Source organism: Paenibacillus sp. FSL H7-0323, assembly GCF_038002725.1.
Lineage (GTDB): Bacteria > Bacillota > Bacilli > Paenibacillales > Paenibacillaceae > Paenibacillus_AQ > Paenibacillus_AQ odorifer.
The window spans coordinates 16,432-31,760 of record NZ_JBBODB010000001.1; the positions used below are offsets into that span (position 1 = coordinate 16,432).

The 15,329-nt window shown below is 42.1% G+C and carries 15 protein-coding genes and 1 pseudogene; 15 read left to right on the plus strand and 1 reads right to left on the minus strand.

Annotation, left to right across the window (positions count from 1 at the left end):
• The first annotated feature begins 10 nt into the window (after nucleotides 1-10).
• The 13 genes from MHH89_RS00080 (at nucleotide 11) to MHH89_RS00140 (ending at nucleotide 12,823) form a co-directional block, all read left to right on the plus strand.
• The gene (locus MHH89_RS00080; RefSeq protein WP_076309116.1) at nucleotides 11-514 is read left to right on the plus strand and encodes a hypothetical protein; all 504 of its coding nucleotides are present in this window, start codon (nucleotides 11-13) and stop codon (nucleotides 512-514) included.
• A 57-nt stretch (nucleotides 515-571) separates the two neighbouring features.
• On the plus strand, nucleotides 572-1,090 hold the full coding sequence (locus MHH89_RS00085) for a hypothetical protein (RefSeq protein WP_076303955.1): 519 nt from the start codon (nucleotides 572-574) through the stop codon (nucleotides 1,088-1,090).
• Nucleotides 1,091-1,117: 27 nt separating this feature from the next.
• Complete coding sequence (locus MHH89_RS00090) at nucleotides 1,118-1,660, plus strand: hypothetical protein (protein ID WP_076219081.1); 543 nt, start codon at nucleotides 1,118-1,120, stop codon at nucleotides 1,658-1,660.
• The gene (locus MHH89_RS00095) at nucleotides 1,657-2,019 is read left to right on the plus strand and encodes a hypothetical protein (RefSeq protein WP_076309117.1); all 363 of its coding nucleotides are present in this window, start codon (nucleotides 1,657-1,659) and stop codon (nucleotides 2,017-2,019) included. Before MHH89_RS00090 ends, MHH89_RS00095 begins: the two co-directional genes overlap by 4 nt.
• A gap of 14 nt (nucleotides 2,020-2,033) precedes the next feature.
• Nucleotides 2,034-2,585, plus strand: a complete 552-nt coding sequence (locus tag MHH89_RS00100; protein ID WP_076279374.1) for a hypothetical protein — start codon at nucleotides 2,034-2,036, stop codon at nucleotides 2,583-2,585.
• Complete coding sequence (locus MHH89_RS00105) at nucleotides 2,572-3,552, plus strand: hypothetical protein (RefSeq protein WP_076279373.1); 981 nt, start codon at nucleotides 2,572-2,574, stop codon at nucleotides 3,550-3,552. The genes MHH89_RS00100 and MHH89_RS00105 overlap by 14 nt, the downstream gene beginning before the upstream one ends.
• 81 nt (nucleotides 3,553-3,633) lie before the next feature.
• The gene (locus MHH89_RS00110; RefSeq protein WP_081387194.1) at nucleotides 3,634-4,809 is read left to right on the plus strand and encodes a copper amine oxidase N-terminal domain-containing protein; all 1,176 of its coding nucleotides are present in this window, start codon (nucleotides 3,634-3,636) and stop codon (nucleotides 4,807-4,809) included.
• Between the two features lie 96 nt (nucleotides 4,810-4,905).
• On the plus strand, nucleotides 4,906-8,133 hold the full coding sequence (locus tag MHH89_RS00115) for a DUF5704 domain-containing protein (RefSeq protein WP_081387193.1): 3,228 nt from the start codon (nucleotides 4,906-4,908) through the stop codon (nucleotides 8,131-8,133).
• A gap of 196 nt (nucleotides 8,134-8,329) precedes the next feature.
• Complete coding sequence (locus MHH89_RS00120; RefSeq protein ID WP_076135786.1) at nucleotides 8,330-8,626, plus strand: WXG100 family type VII secretion target; 297 nt, start codon at nucleotides 8,330-8,332, stop codon at nucleotides 8,624-8,626.
• Nucleotides 8,627-8,735: 109 nt separating this feature from the next.
• Complete coding sequence (locus MHH89_RS00125) at nucleotides 8,736-9,350, plus strand: hypothetical protein (protein ID WP_341085969.1); 615 nt, start codon at nucleotides 8,736-8,738, stop codon at nucleotides 9,348-9,350.
• A gap of 146 nt (nucleotides 9,351-9,496) precedes the next feature.
• On the plus strand, nucleotides 9,497-10,849 hold the full coding sequence (locus tag MHH89_RS00130) for a hypothetical protein (RefSeq protein ID WP_341085970.1): 1,353 nt from the start codon (nucleotides 9,497-9,499) through the stop codon (nucleotides 10,847-10,849).
• A gap of 30 nt (nucleotides 10,850-10,879) precedes the next feature.
• Nucleotides 10,880-11,395, plus strand: coding sequence for a SecY-interacting protein Syd (locus tag MHH89_RS00135; protein ID WP_341088773.1), 516 nt, complete (start codon nucleotides 10,880-10,882; stop codon nucleotides 11,393-11,395).
• 567 nt (nucleotides 11,396-11,962) lie between these two features.
• The gene (locus tag MHH89_RS00140; RefSeq protein WP_076220190.1) at nucleotides 11,963-12,823 is read left to right on the plus strand and encodes a hypothetical protein; all 861 of its coding nucleotides are present in this window, start codon (nucleotides 11,963-11,965) and stop codon (nucleotides 12,821-12,823) included.
• Here MHH89_RS00140 and MHH89_RS00145 read toward each other — a convergent pair.
• Nucleotides 12,786-12,992, minus strand: a complete 207-nt coding sequence (locus MHH89_RS00145) for a helix-turn-helix domain-containing protein (protein ID WP_076220189.1) — start codon at nucleotides 12,990-12,992, stop codon at nucleotides 12,786-12,788. The genes MHH89_RS00140 and MHH89_RS00145 overlap by 38 nt on opposite strands.
• 175 nt (nucleotides 12,993-13,167) lie before the next feature.
• Here MHH89_RS00145 and MHH89_RS00150 point away from each other — a divergent pair, with 175 nt between their 5' ends.
• Together MHH89_RS00150 and MHH89_RS00155 are read left to right on the plus strand one after the other, a co-directional pair.
• Nucleotides 13,168-13,944 (plus strand): recombinase family protein, encoded by a 777-nt coding sequence (locus MHH89_RS00150; protein ID WP_076220188.1) that lies wholly within the window; start codon nucleotides 13,168-13,170, stop codon nucleotides 13,942-13,944.
• 123 nt (nucleotides 13,945-14,067) lie between these two features.
• Nucleotides 14,068-15,309, plus strand: a pseudogene (locus MHH89_RS00155) (IS110 family transposase).
• Nucleotides 15,310-15,329 lie beyond the last annotated feature (20 nt).

The following is a 15,329-nucleotide window of genomic DNA, read 5'->3' on the forward strand; positions in this document are numbered from 1 at the left end:
AGATACAGGCATGGAGAATATAGCAAGCTTTTTGAAAACAACAATATCGATTCTGATCACACTGGCCATTATATCATCCGGTCTGTTCTTGTGGGGGAAGACACAGCCAGTTGTCGAATTGGCGAATAGCCAGGCGGCGGCACAGGCCAGGGAGCTTTCGGAGCAGCAATATTCCGCATTTGACAATCAGATTGTCAGCGGCTCCCAGATTCTCACAGCTTATCGGAGGTACGAGTCGCAGCAAGGCTTCTGCCTATACGTTGAGAAACCATATGCTAATGGTCAGAATGAGGTAGAAAGAAGATTTAGCATGAATCCAAGTGGAGAAGGTTATTGCCGTGCGTTTGATTATTCCGGAGCGAAGTTCAAGGAGGGAAGCGAAAGTGGTGTAGATGAAGAAGAAATCTCGAATGCTTCAGGACAATATTATATCAGTCCACAAGCTAGATATAGGGCGAGGCTGATAAAAGATAATAATGAGCGCATTGCAGCTATTTTTTTCGTAGCGGAGTAGATGCGTTAAGAGCAATAAAATAAAAATTAGCTCCAAATAAGGTGAGGAGGAAACATCATGGAGAATATCTCGACCGGACTTAAATGGGTGATTGGCATTATTGTTACCATTCTGATTATTGCCGCAGGCGTAAGTATTTATCTGGTTATCAACAACTACTTCATCCGCGCACAGGAACAGACTCTGGCCCAAACCCAAATGATTAATCAAGCGGAGTTCAACAGCTATGATAACAAGGATGTATCCGGCCAGGATGTGATTAATGCGGCAATGCGGTATAAGGGACGTCCGCAGTTCGCGATTTTGATTAAAACAGGGGAAAACAAGACAGGATTCTATGCGGAGAATACTTATAAATCTAATTACGAAGAACCTAAAGATACGTCTAATCCGGTAGTTGATTTATCTAAGGACAACGGAACAACTAGTGTCAGTGTTTCGACGATGCTTGATCAGACAAATTCAGATTCATATAACAGTGATAATTATTTAGTAAATACACTCTCCGTCTTTAAAGCGGTTGTTTATAAGGACAGCAATGAGGAGGTTCGCTTAATAGTTTTTACCCAGAAATAAAAACGATATCGAAAAGGGTGGGTATAGATGGAGAATATTTCTACGGGACTTAAATGGGTGATTGGCATTATTGTCACCATTCTGATTATTGCCGCAGGTGTCAGTATATATCTTGTCATTAATAATTATTTCATCCGTGCCCAGGAGCAGACCTTGGCCCAGACTCAGATGATCAATCAAGCGGAGTTCAATTCTTATGATAACAAGGATGTATCTGGTCAGGATGTTATTAACGCGGCAATGAGATATAAGGGACGTCCGCAATTTTCTATTCTGATAAAGACTGGAGTAAATAAAACTGGTTTTTATGCGAAAAACACATATGAAACTTATTATGAGCCTGCGAAAGCGGCCAGTGGCGGAAACCCGGCATCAGAGCTTGATCTTGGAGACAAGAACAGTGGTGCTGATAACTTTAGTGTATCAGCAATGCTCGACCAGAGCTCTGACCAAGATAACAGTAAAAACTGTAATGTCAATACGCTTTCTATTTTTAGAGCTACCTTACATAAGGACAAAAATGATGAGGTTCGAATTATTGAATTTAATCAGAATCCGGATCATAAATGAAAACTAGCACTCAATTTCTACTAACCCTCTTTGCTTGGATCTTGTTTGCTGTCGGCGGATTTACGTTTTTGCGGCTGGAGATGGAGAGTTCTGTTCCAAACAGGCACTATGAGCTGCCGACAGTTGCATCGGCACCTTACAAAGGGATAGGTGATTTGAACAAAATTAGCGGTGAGCAGGTCATTGGTATGATCTCTCCAGCACTGGAGGGGGAATTTATTTTATATATCGATGGCATTGCAATTAATGAGGAAACGGACCTTACAGCAGTGGATTTGCGTGGAGTGCCTGATGCTGCTTATCAGTTAAGAGTCACGCGAACCGATGAGATGATTACGCAAATCTCCGCCACCCGCTAGAAAGGAGGAGCCGCATGGCAGACGCGCTGAAAGGTGTAATTATTATTATTTTGCTGGCATTTGTGTTCGGAGTCTATCCGGCATTCCGTCAATCCGAAGTTGTAGAAAGGAATACTAAGCTCGCCGCCAATGCGGCTGTGGTGGAATTCGTGGATACCGTTCGTGCTAAAGGATACTTGGATACTTCCGATTATGAGCTGTTTCTTCATTCGTTGGATGCTTCATATGGTGTTTTCAAAGTGCAAATGGAGTATTACAAAAAGAATTTACAGCCCTTATATACGAATCCTGATGATTATTCTACATTCCAGAACAGCTTTAGTGTCCGATATGACGGATATTTCAGCAAGGATATTTTGGAAATCTTATATCCGCATTCAGGAACTTTACTGGCTGCAGATGATCCAGGTAGAAGGTTTACCATGCATGTAGGCGATCTGTTCAATGTCCGGTTAGAATCTGAAGGGACGACACTTGCCTCACGGATGCGATCGCTCTTGTTTCATAGTGAAATGATTCCGGTCAATTTGAAGTATGGGGGGATGGTCCGAAGTGAAGCCCCTTAGTGTTGTGCTTGTTTTTCTAATTCTGGTCATTCCTCTTGTTCTTATGGGCGACACTCGAGAAGATCTTCAGGTCTTCAATCAGGACATGTATAAACGCTATTCGGATGATTTTCAAGCCGCAGTGGATGATGCTGGTGATTATCTGTCACGACTGGAACAGCAGCCTACTACCACAGCAGTGCACTATGGGCGGGAACGCCAACTGCAACTGGATCAGGATGTGCTAAGTGTTTTTTACAGTGATTTAGCTTTGAAATTTGGGCTGGAGAACAACCAGACTGAAATGAACAATTTAAAAATGCATATACCCGCACTGGTGATGTTTGGATATAGCGGCTATACGTTGGTTACTTTGGACGACACGGCTAGTAATAGCGGGAAGGATGAACTTAAGCCTGTGAGTTGGCCTGAGCGTCCATATTATTACAAGCTTCAGAACGGCAATTTGCTTTATTTCACTTTGGACGATAATGCGCGGGTGTATGATACTACCTCTAATGAATTCTATGAGGGGGAGTATACAACCCTAGCGGCTGAGACCAATCTTAATCCTCTGACCTCTATAGAACTATTTCACGAAATCCGGCAGAGTACGATCACATCACTCGTTGAAAAAGACTTGGCAACAGCCATTAACAGACATTTGGAGCTAGTGAAACGAATGGGCTTGTCGATTCAGTTCACCCTTCCCCGCGGCTTGCAGGAGCAATCCATACAGGATGTAGGGATTATGGCTTTTATTCAAGGTTATCCACTTCCTGGGGGAGAACTGCTGGATGCATATTCCTTAGGTAGTGGGGCAGTAATGCGACGAAAGGTTCTGATAGGTACCCGGAATTCAGCAGGGAGACATATTGCTTATGGAGAAAGCTGTGTACCCCCGGGGGTTACTGTTATAGAAAGTCTGTTCGATCCAGAGGAGGCTGCGCGAAAAGGGTATTTTATTGAGGATTGTGCGGTTAGGTGATAGATGTGGGAGTAAAAGATTTGGTATGGAGAAATAGGGTCATCGGATTAAAAAAAAGTTTCATTGTGGAGGAGTGAGAACATGAGGAATTTTAAGTTTAATAGTCTATCAGCAATTATTAGATCAAAGAAGGCAAGAAGAGGCATGACTATAGTCATTTGTGTGTTCGCAAGCTTAGTGTTGTTAATTACTACAGCGGGAGCGGCAGGAACAGCTGCCAAAGCAGTGAACGTCATCATGGACGGCATTAAATATCCACTGACAAAGGGACATCCTTATTCAGAAAATGGGACGACAATGATCCCATTCCGCATGATTTCAGGAAAACTCGGCACACAAGCTAACTGGAATGCAGCAAACAAAACGTTAACTCTGCAGCAAAAAGAAAACAAAATTGTACTGACAGTAGGTTCTTCTTTTGCGAAAGTGAACGGGCAACCAGTAGCGCTTGGTGCTATGGTTGTACAAAAAGATGGAATGACGATGATTCCATTAACCGTTGTCTCTGATCTGTTATCCGCAGAAGTGGAGGTGGACGAATTTTCTCAAAGTGTGCACATTCACACGCCGGGTAAAGATTTAGGGGAACTTGATTATTTTGGAAGGAAAATACGTACGACAAACCTACCTAAGAACTATAAAGATTATCCATATATTCTGGAAGACATCCCGAATGAAATGTACGAAATGAGGCATACCATAAACTACTCTGCTGGGAATGCTGAGACTGGAGCGCAGGTGTTTAGCAAAAAAGAGTTAACGAGTGAAGATATGGCCAAAATCATTAAACGTATGAAAATTGGGTTTGATCTACGGTTGAATGTGGATTATAAAACGATTAATCCGGCAAGTTATGCGAAAGAATCCTTTAAGTACGAGAATCAATCGTCTTCTATCCGGGAAAAGGAAATTGAAGAATATGCCGAATGGGTGAAGAAAAATAAGATTCAAATTGAAGGGGCAATTGACCCTGAATCGTCCGTGTTGTATTACCCAGGAACCGGGGATTACCGCGTTCGATCCATGTTCCGATTCAGAATTAATAGTTTTACAGAGTATAAGGACTTATTTAATGACGTATACTTCAAACTTGCTGAATTCAGACTTCACGAGAAATTAAAAAAAGGGGTCTGGTATGAGGGTTATGCTGATTTAAGTATCTCTACGAATTACTATAATCCTATAGTAGGTGAGCATTTTAATATAGATGCACTCTCAAGCTTGTTTGAAAACACCACCCTTCATGAAGTGAAGTGATGAAAGATGCGGCGTAAATGCCTCGGTTGTCTATTGTTAATTCTAATAAATTCTTTATTGTTTTCTCCTTTTATAAGTCTTGTAGAGGCTGCCTTTATGGCCAAGTTTAAAGATGGGGCATTTCTTTATACAACAACTTCCAATGAAGCCTCTTCGAGTATAAGATTCCAGACGGTAGGTTGGTATATTCATACCCAACCAACGTGTGCATCCTCTGGAGCCTATGGAGGTGAAGTGCAATGCGACCCTACCTCATTGCCTTCTAATCAACGTATTAAATTACAAGATAATGGCGGAGGGCATGTGAAATCAGAAACTATTGTAGATGGGATAGTGACTACAAACTTCGAATGGACTAAAGCAGAAGTGCTCGCCGCTATTGGACAAGCTAAGGCGGAACAAGTCATCTCTGAAGGCACTCCATTATACGCTAGCGCCATAATGCGAGTAGTGACGGGGTCCAGAACGAACCCAATCCAAGTTTCCGGACCCTATCATACGTTGTATGATATTAAACACGCAGAGAGTTGGGCTCATCCAGAAGATTTGAGACAATATTTCGATGTCACAGTTCCCTTTCAGGGGGAAAATTATCCGGTTAATATGATTCTTAAACTTTCGAACGGAATCGTGGTGAGCGATCAATTAATTGGTAATTATAAGGCTGGTTATAACATTGTAAAGTCTTTTCCCCTGACCGTTCAATACGAGGGAGAGGAATATCAAATTAACCAATCTTGGCTTTCTCCGATTCTGAGGCCAAGCGATCAATTATATATTCAAAGCAAAGCTTCGAATGATCCCAGCTTAGTTCAGCGTAATTTTAAGGTTTATGTAGGTGGAGTCAAAATGGTGGCCAGTTACAAAAAAGTTGGTAGCCCTCCCACCGAGGGAGAAGGCTCAGGCGAATGTAAGTATACTATTGATCCACCAAACAAGATCGCTGCTCCGCAAACGTCATTTATGGAACCGGATGCGAACGGTGCAATTCTAGGTGATGATACAGCAAATGGACGCCATTTTGATGCACCGGTGGGAATCCCCACCTCTGAGAATTTATTTTCCAATGTGTGGGGAAAGAACTATTTGTTTGAACATACCTTCGCCAATATGGCAGGTCAGATTCGTTATTCCTGCAGTGTTAAAGTTACATATCCGACGAAGTGGGAGGAAGCGCAGCCGAATCTTCCAGGACCAAATGGAACATCGATTCCTCAAGCTCCGCTTCCTAAAACAGGGAAATTTGATAAGACCTATACCTTTGACTTGACTCCAAAAGAATATGCGTACTGGCAGGTAGATCAGTTAGCTGTTTATCAAATCGATCGTGCCCAGATGGAGAACTATGCGCTGCCTGGAGGAGAAGTCACTCTATATCCTAATAATTATGGTTCGCCGACGCTTGAGCTTACCAATAGTACAGAAGTAGAAGACCATGTTGTTCCCCAAGATACGGGAGGGATAGAATTCAAGCCAGAAGTGGTAGATGGTGGAGACCACGAACCGGGTCCTGAAGATGTTGAGGATACAGACGTGCTCACAGACCTTGCGGAAATGCAGACCAAAGATCCTGAGGTGCAAAATGACCGACTAGTATTTAACGGGGAAACGATTATGGATGATACCGTTGCTAACAAGACCGGGCCTACCCCAGGGAGGATTCCTGATCCGCAAATCATCGGAGACGAGGTGCTTTACGAGGGCCAGTTGATGATCAATAGCGGTTTACTCAATCGGCAGAATACAACCAGCACGGGTACCATTTATTATACAATGCTGTCGGAGAACGTAGAGGGAAACGGAGATCAGGAATTTTTGATCTCTCCGATTAACTCCGTTACCGTGCACACACCGGTCGTCAACTACTCGCTACTTCCAGACGATAACCGCCCATTCGATCAACGTATGACACCGGATATGACTAGGGCGGTGCTGATCTTGGATCGGCCGTTCACCATACATTTTACGGAGAGTGGCCAGCATCTCAATATCCCTGGGTACGGCAACCGGGATTATGCCAAATACACGAAAAACAAGCGGATTCAATTTCCGTTTGGTGTGTTTCAAGGCAGCCAGTATTACCCAGAGAATACCTGGATCTACATCCCTGTTGGAACACCGTCCATGACCTTTACTATGCCAACCTGGGTGAATGAAGGCGACTATACCATTTATACGCAGTCTTGGGCTATAAACGCCCCGTCAGATGGATTGGATCTTTGTGAGGAGAACTTGAACGGTAATTTGACGAATTACTGCGCTTCGGAGAGTTTTAATATTGGGGTCGTCGGTCGACTGTTCGATTTTCGGATTTGGGACATCGGTGATTTTCGGTTTGAAAAGGTGTTTCGAACTGGCGTGGGGACACTTGAGCATAGCAACACGATGTACTATACGGGAGGGAATGATGAGAATGGCATACCGACCGCTTTAAGCGGACAACCACAGTGGCAGCTGCCGATCCGCAAGGGTTCTCATCCTACGGAGCAACGGACGGTACCGCATAACGGCTATTCCTTCTTGTTTGACTTCCGGACCATCGGGAACCTGTGGCAGCCGGGCGAGGGTATCCGGATCGAGCCAAGCTTCTATTTTATTCCGAAAAACGGAGGTACAGCGACACCTGTCGATCTGTACTATGATATCTCCGGTTCGAATAATAAAATGATCGGAGTCGGCTCTTCCAAGGATAAGCTGAGTTATTCTCGGACCTACCGCTTGGCGGATGGCTTGCGAAATATATCGAGTGGTGAATTATCGACGGCAGCAAGCTATGAGTACAATTACATACTGTCCGAGGCGGAGCGGGAAAAGACCTCTTGGCTGAAGTTCTATCAGCAATATACAAAGCGCAAAACTAAAATCGCTACAGGCTATAACCTAGAGCTTCTACCTTATAAATCGAGAACCTTAGTAGGTCCGACCGATATCCCTAATGGAGTGAATCCGATAGCGGCGGTTCGGAGCGTTCAACACTGGTACGGAGAATACAACCTGCCGATAGCCCCTTACATCCTGCCTAAAGGAACAGACATTGTCACCCTGGCGAATCATTATGGAGGGGCACTAGATGGGCATGAGCAGGAGTTTATCACTGGCGGCTATATCCTGGTAAATTTCGAAATTTATACGGTTAAAAATGGGGATGCCGACACTCGTATTTTAGGCTACAAGGCACCTATTGCTAACATGTGGGCGATTGAAGGTCAGATGACTGGGAGCACAGATGAAATGGGGCAAACGTTCTCTTTTTCCTCTGGGGATATCATTCTGTTTGAATCAGATTACTCTGTACGAAATGATTATCAGGGGCAGGCAAAATAAACTTTAGAAAAAAATAACTTAAATGTTTTATTTATCTTTAAATGGATTTAAATATAAACTTTATATCATTGAAGACCGATAATTATATAAAGGAAACCGGAGCTATAATAATGAACTTGAAAGATCTTTTGGGGTGTTAAAAAGTATTTTTTAAGTTCATTTTTATATAAAAAATCATTTAAAGGAGAGGTTAATAATGGCAACAACCAAAGTTACATTGAGTTATGATGGATTAGCTGGACAGGCGAAAATAATTAAAAATTACGGTACGGAAGTAGACGGTTTAATTAGAAAAGTTATGACTACGATGAAAAATCTTAACAGTGTTTGGGAAGATGATGCAGCAAAAGATTTTACAGATAAGGTGGAAAAATTGAAGCCGACATTTGATAAATTTGCAGAGTCGCTTCAGGATCTTGGAGATCATATGAATAATGTATCTATAAAGTATAAAGATCTTTCCGCTGCGGTTAAGAATTCGCAAAAATTCTAATATAGTTTTAAGTAAATCAAACTTCATGAGCCCCACTACATAAGAATTGTAATTAGCTATGCAGAGTGCTGCATAGCTAATTTTATTAGAAGCAAGCAGGGGGAATCACATGGCGTCAACGAAGCTTACATTTAACGTAGATGAAGTCGAGCGCCTGCAGACGAAAATAAGACAGGTAAGCCAGGACACCAACCGGCTGTACCTCCAGTTCAAAGGTCAAGCTAGTAACTGGAGTGGCGTCCCATTAGGATCAAACCAGGTGCAGGCGCAGATAATCATCAACGAACTGACGGTAGAAGCGGAAAAATTGGAAGACATCATTCGAGGCGCGATAAAAGGTGTTCAAGGCGCACAGGATGAGAATAAGCGGCAGGCAAATCAACTTTTTCAGCAGTTCGGTGTTCTTGGGGGTATGTTCGAAAGGTTAGGGAGCGGAAGTGCAATTGGGCAGTCTTCTATTCCGACGACGGCTCAGAAAGCGGTCACGAATCTGATCACCTCAATTGCTACTCTGATGGGTTGGGATGAGTTGAATAGTGATCCTATGGTGCAGAAGCTCCAGGCAACTGTTAAAAAGTCAGGATTGGGAACGATCGACTCTATAGCCGCGCAAAGTAAACTGAAGGATATCTACCTGGCGCGGGATCAGATCGCGAAGGCGCAGACAGCCTATGAGGTATATCAGGCGTTTGGAAATCAGACTCAAATGGACGCAATAAGTTAGCGGAAGACGCACGCAAGAAGCTGAAATCCTTGGGTATAGACGAGGTCCAGTACCAGGCGGGTAAGGATCTAAGCACTTATTTTAAGAAACCAGCGGTTAAGGCATGTGATTATGATCCGTCGATTACCAGTAGAAGCATACCACTAGTGCAGAATGAAACGTATCAGTTGCTACTACGGACGGCAATGGAAAAAGGGGAGAAGGGAGCCTGGGCAAAAGGGCAACTGGAAGGCGTTCAAACCACCATAGAACAGATGATTGCTACTGGAGTAAGTTTGGGTGTACATGTGATGACAAACCAAGGTGGAAAGGCTTGGGGAGATGTTATGAAATTGACTTCATCAGTCGCCCAACTGGATTCCTATAATCTGTTTAGAAAGAATAAAACGGAGGAACAAGCAAAACCCGAGGATTCTAAAAATGCCTTTTATAAATCGATAGACAGTTTTAAAGAGATTGGAACGGGTTTTGTAGGGACATTAAGAACTCGTGCGGATAAAGCGACAGACTCCCCCTATGACTTTTTCAACTGGTTAACATTAGGGATAACAGGAGATATTCCGGTCGGGATATATGAAGCAGCCAAAGATCGATCAGAGCATATGTTTGATTCAAAGGAGAAGTTTGCGGATTGGTTAACACTGGGGACAGTGGAGATGGCGAAAGGAGCATTTAATCCAGACGAAGCATGGTCAGCGGATCATTGGCTCAATAGTCTGGGAATGGTAACGTTGTTGTATGGTCCGGCAGAAAAATCTTTGCTTCCTACAGGAGGCGGAGGTCTAAAGCCTCCAAAAGGGTTAGATTCTGTAAAAGGTATTGAGGTACAAAAACCGTTGCCGGCATTTAGCACAAATGAAGGTTTTCAATTCAAGATAAATAATCTAGATATAGATACGCCGGCACTTCCACAGACCCCGATGCAAATCAATTTTAAGAATGAAATGGACCGGATTTTAAGAGAGAAGATGGAAGGGAAGAGTGACAGTAATCATTCAATAAAGGATGTAGAAGTGAAAGCGGTTGAGGGGATGGGTAATGTTGACCATCCAATTAGAACATATCGGAATGCTGATCTAAGTAAACTCGAGGCTAAATATGCCGCTGACCCTAAATTGACAGTGGAAATGCCATATGTAGGTAAGGGAAAGAATGGTACAAATTCAGAAGGATGGTTACGAGATAAAGATTATTACTGGAAAGAGGTAATGGAAAAATATCCTGAAAGTATAAGTAAAGCCAATAAACAAAAAATTGAATTAGGTTTTTCACCAATTAATGATAAGCAGTTCAGAGAACACTTCCCACAGTTTAATATTAAAGAACTGAATAATGACACTCTTATTCACCATCATATTGGGGGCGGTGGTCAAGCTGTTGCAGTACCATCAAAATTACATCCTGGGTCAGGTGGAATACACAATGCTGAAAAAGAAGCAGGAATTTGGGGTAGTGATAGCCAATATGCTGAATTACTAGAAAAATTCTTAAACAAGTAGAGGGTGATATGTTTGTCTATAAAGGAAGCTATGAATCAATATTTTTCATTAAGGAAAGAAATTGCTGAGGAAGGATTGGACTTTTTATTTAAAACACCATTCGATGAAGATGTTGAATCTCTTATTTACATTGGGGAGGTTGACGAGGATGAGTACATCTCATGGCAACCTGTCGAAAAAGACTTTTATGATTTCAATTCACTAGAAGAGGACTTAGGTGTCAGGATTCATCCGTCTGTTATAGAATATTTTAATTCATATTATTTTGCCGATTTAGATGGATTTATTAAAGACCATTATATAAAACTAGAATCGGTACTACAAAAGGCAGATATTGATTCTTATAGTAACACGCTTAAAGGATACAAGAATAACCACGACAACAAACTTGAGAATATTCCATTAGGGATAGAAGGCAACGGGCTTAACGTAGTGGTTGACAACGAAGATGGTTCTGTGAAACTCGAGGACTTCGAAAGAAATTCATTCGAAGTGATTTCAGAGAGTATTAAGCTATTAATTACTAGTTTACGGCTAAAAAGATAATATCATTGGATAGAACTCTTTGTGATGACGTAGAATTTCCATTCCTCTAATGTATCATGTGGGGACTACCCAGTGCCGAATGAATTCTTTATTCAACCAGTAACATACTTAACCCTTGTAATACCACAATAAAGATTTCTTCAATTCGCTTGTACGCACAGTAATGCTCGAAAAGTATAACCTAATTATCGCTAAAGCGTTACAAAAAACAGGTCGATTATGGTCAGATACCACCATGATTGACCTGTTTTTTGTTACCTTTGTTATCTTGCGGTTTTTTCAAAATTTACTAGCAACTGTAGATTACCATATAACGATAGTGAGGGTGAGAAAGACATGAATCACAACTTTCAAGATGGATAGCACGACAACTATAGTAAAGGTGTTATGAAAAAAATAGGACTTTGTCCGCAACGTAACTGACACTTGCAACGATGATTACGGTACAGGAAAGAAATCTGGTGACGACCAGTCAACATATACAGGTAAGGCAACGTTGTAAGGCTAGCCACCTTGCCCTCTAATATAGTCCGAAATTCGTTAAAAAATTTCGGTTGGGGGCTGAACATGGAAGGGGTACAAGTTTCAATTGACCGTATTGTAGTAGAGTTTACGGATGTGTATTGGGATTTCTTTAATCCTTTTCAATTACGTCTTCGGGAGTATTTAAATGCTAACCTTCGTTTGAAAGAAAAGGGGTTTAAGTATCATTTACATGTAAGAGATCGTGGGCATTACCTACACATCTCCTATCAACTTACCTTTGTTCCTAAGTCACGAAAGAATACGCTAAGAATTGAGTGCCATCCCGATAGTTTAGTGCATTTCTATTCATGGCTAAAGCCAATAAAGGATTACGCCAGAGAAATCCTATTTGTACGATGTGATGTGGCGTTTGACATTCCGTTACCTATATCAGAATTGTTCACTTTATCACTTACAGGGCGGAATATGCACACTTGGCAAGGTACTCGCTACTCCAATAAAAAGCATCAAAGACAAGTAGCAGGTTATAGCAGAGTTTACGATAAGAAGTGTCAGTTGATGAGTCGGCATAGAAAGGTCATCGAGGGGGAGTTAACGAGGTTCGAAATTGTATATGCACCTGATGAGAAGATACCACTTGAAGCTATCATACAGTTTCCGCCCAAGTTCAACAGGTTTTATCTGTGCACCCATCTGACTCATCCAGAACATTTAAAGCCCAAACAACGGGAAAGAGTGAGTGGGCTAATGAGCGGAGAACTGCAACAAAAGGATGTGTCGGGCTATTACCGAAGGTTGATTGTAGAGGAAATGCGAGAGCGACCTACATTGAATTTCGATGAGGTAGCAGCGGCACAGTGGAAGGAAGCCATAACACTTCCATGTGCGGTTCTATGTGGTCAGATTAATCATCTTCCAGTACAAGTAAGTCATGCAGGTTGATGTTAAGAGTTCGGCATATCTGTTCCAATGTATCGAAGTAAGCCGAGTTAACATTATCGGAGCAGAGATGACTTATCGTGTTTGGGCGGATGTTCATTAAACGAGCTAATTCCCGTTGAGACATCCCCCGTTCATCCAATATGGCTTGTAATCGTACTCGAATAGGCATTTATTTTCCCTCCACCAATATGCATCGCATTACCGTTACGATGTTATTCTAAGTATTTCTTTGAATATATCATTGTAACCTTATTTACTGCAACGGTAATGCGATATATAATGTGATTGTATCGTATTAGCGTTACAATAATCCTGATTTCTGTAACGGTGGGGGAGGAAACAGCATGAATGTCATCGGTTATGTAAGAGTTTCTACACAAGGTCAAGCCAAAGATGGCTACAGTTTAGCGTACCAACAAGATGAAATCCGCTCTTATTGTCAGGAGCAAGGATGGAACTTGAAGAACATATATAGCGATGAAGGTATCAGTGGGGCTAAAGTCAATGAAGATGCGCTTGAGGTGGATAGAATTGGCTTTCAGAGCATGTTGAATGCCCTATCCACTCAATCTATTGATACAGTTATCGTTCTCAACACAAGCCGTTTATGGCGGTCTGACATCGTGAAAGTATTGGTACATCGAGAGTTTAAGAAGCATGGTGTTGATGTTCGGAGCATTGAGCAACCAACATACAGCATCCACAAGAAAGACCCGAATGACTTTCTAATTAATGGTCTGATGGAACTACTTGACCAGTATCAACGCTTGGAGATTGCTTTGAAGTTAGGTCGGGGTAGAAACCAGAAAGCCCAACAGGGCGGCTATGCAGGTGGAAGAGCAACTTTTGGATATCAAGCAAAGAAAGGTCAGAAGTGTATCACAGTAGATGAGAAGCAAGCACAAATAGTCCGTAGAGTATTTGCAATAAAGGAACAACACACAGCATGGTCATTGACTAACATTGCAGAAACTATGAATGAAGAAGGTTTTACGACTGGGCAAGGTAGTCTGTTTACTAAAGTGCAGATCAAACGAATCTTAGATAAACGTGATTTTTATAGTGGCACATATCGCTATGGAGATATAGAAGCAATTGGCTTACATGAAGCCATACTGTGACAACTAGGCATGGAATAGAGAGGCTTGCGTCCCATTGCGAATCGAAAGATTAACGCTCGAACTGAGGTTGCCCCTATTCTTTACCCAAGTCACGACAGAATCCATAACCAGAGGTGAATCCTTTTGACACATTACAAGCAGAAACATATTTATGTTGGTTTGGATTTACATAAAGCCCACCATACAGCGGTCATCGTCAATTGTTGGAACGATAAACTAGGCGAAATCCAGATTGAGAACAAGCCCACAGCCTTCGATGAATTAATGAAGTTCGTAAAGAGTCAATGTACAAAAGGCTAGACCCCTGTGTATGGCTTAGAAGATACGGGCGGCAATGGTAGATCTTTAGCCGTTCATTTAGTTGAAAATAAGCAAGTCGTCAAGGAAGTCAATTCCGCATTATCCTACAATGAACGTATGAGTAATGCGACTACTCAAAAGAGTGATAGTTGGGATGCGTTCTGCATCGCCAAAGTCTTACTTGCAAGGCTTGATGAACTACCAGATGCCAATCCACAGGACATATACTGGACAATCGGGCAAATGGTTGCAAGACGTAATTCTATTGTCAAACATGCTAGTGGTTTAAAAAATCAAATGCACCAACAACTAAGCTATCACTATCCGTCTTATAAGAAGTTCTTCTGCGACATAGATGGTAAAGCCGCTCTTGCTTTTTGGGAGAAGTATCCTGCACCTCATCTAGCGTTAACGGTGGGGGTTGAGGAACTTGCAGAATATCTACGTAAAGCGAGTAACAATACTTGTTCTACCCGTAAGGCAGAAGAAATACTTGAACTGGTTACGCAAGATGGGGAGACGAAGAGGAATTTCCAAGAATACAGAGACTTTCTTATCATCAATATGGTTCATGACATGAGAAGAAGCAGAGAACTAATCAAACAAACAGAAGAACAGATTCGTCAGGTGTTAGCCCAAACCGACTACAAGTTAGAATCCATGGACGGTATTAGCGTGGTTACAGCGTCAGAACTGGTTGCAGAGATTGGAGACATTAATCGCTTCTCCAGTGCAGACAAGCTAGCACGATTCGCAGGAATTGCACCGATACGCTTTAGTTCGGGCGGCAAGGGCAAAGACCAAGCAAGCGGACAAGGGAATAGGGTCTTGAACAGCATCTTCCATAACCTTGCCGTTCAGCAAATTCAAGTAGCCAAAGGGGAAAATAAGAGACAGCGTAATCCCTTATTTTACGAGTATTATCAACGTAAGTTAGCAGAGGGTAAGACGAAGAAACAAGCCCTCATATGCGTCATGAGAAGGCTTGTGAACATCATTTATAGCATGATGAAGAACAAAACGCCTTACATATCAAGTCCTCTGACAGAACGTCTAGCAAGTTGATATAATGGTGATAGTTGGTA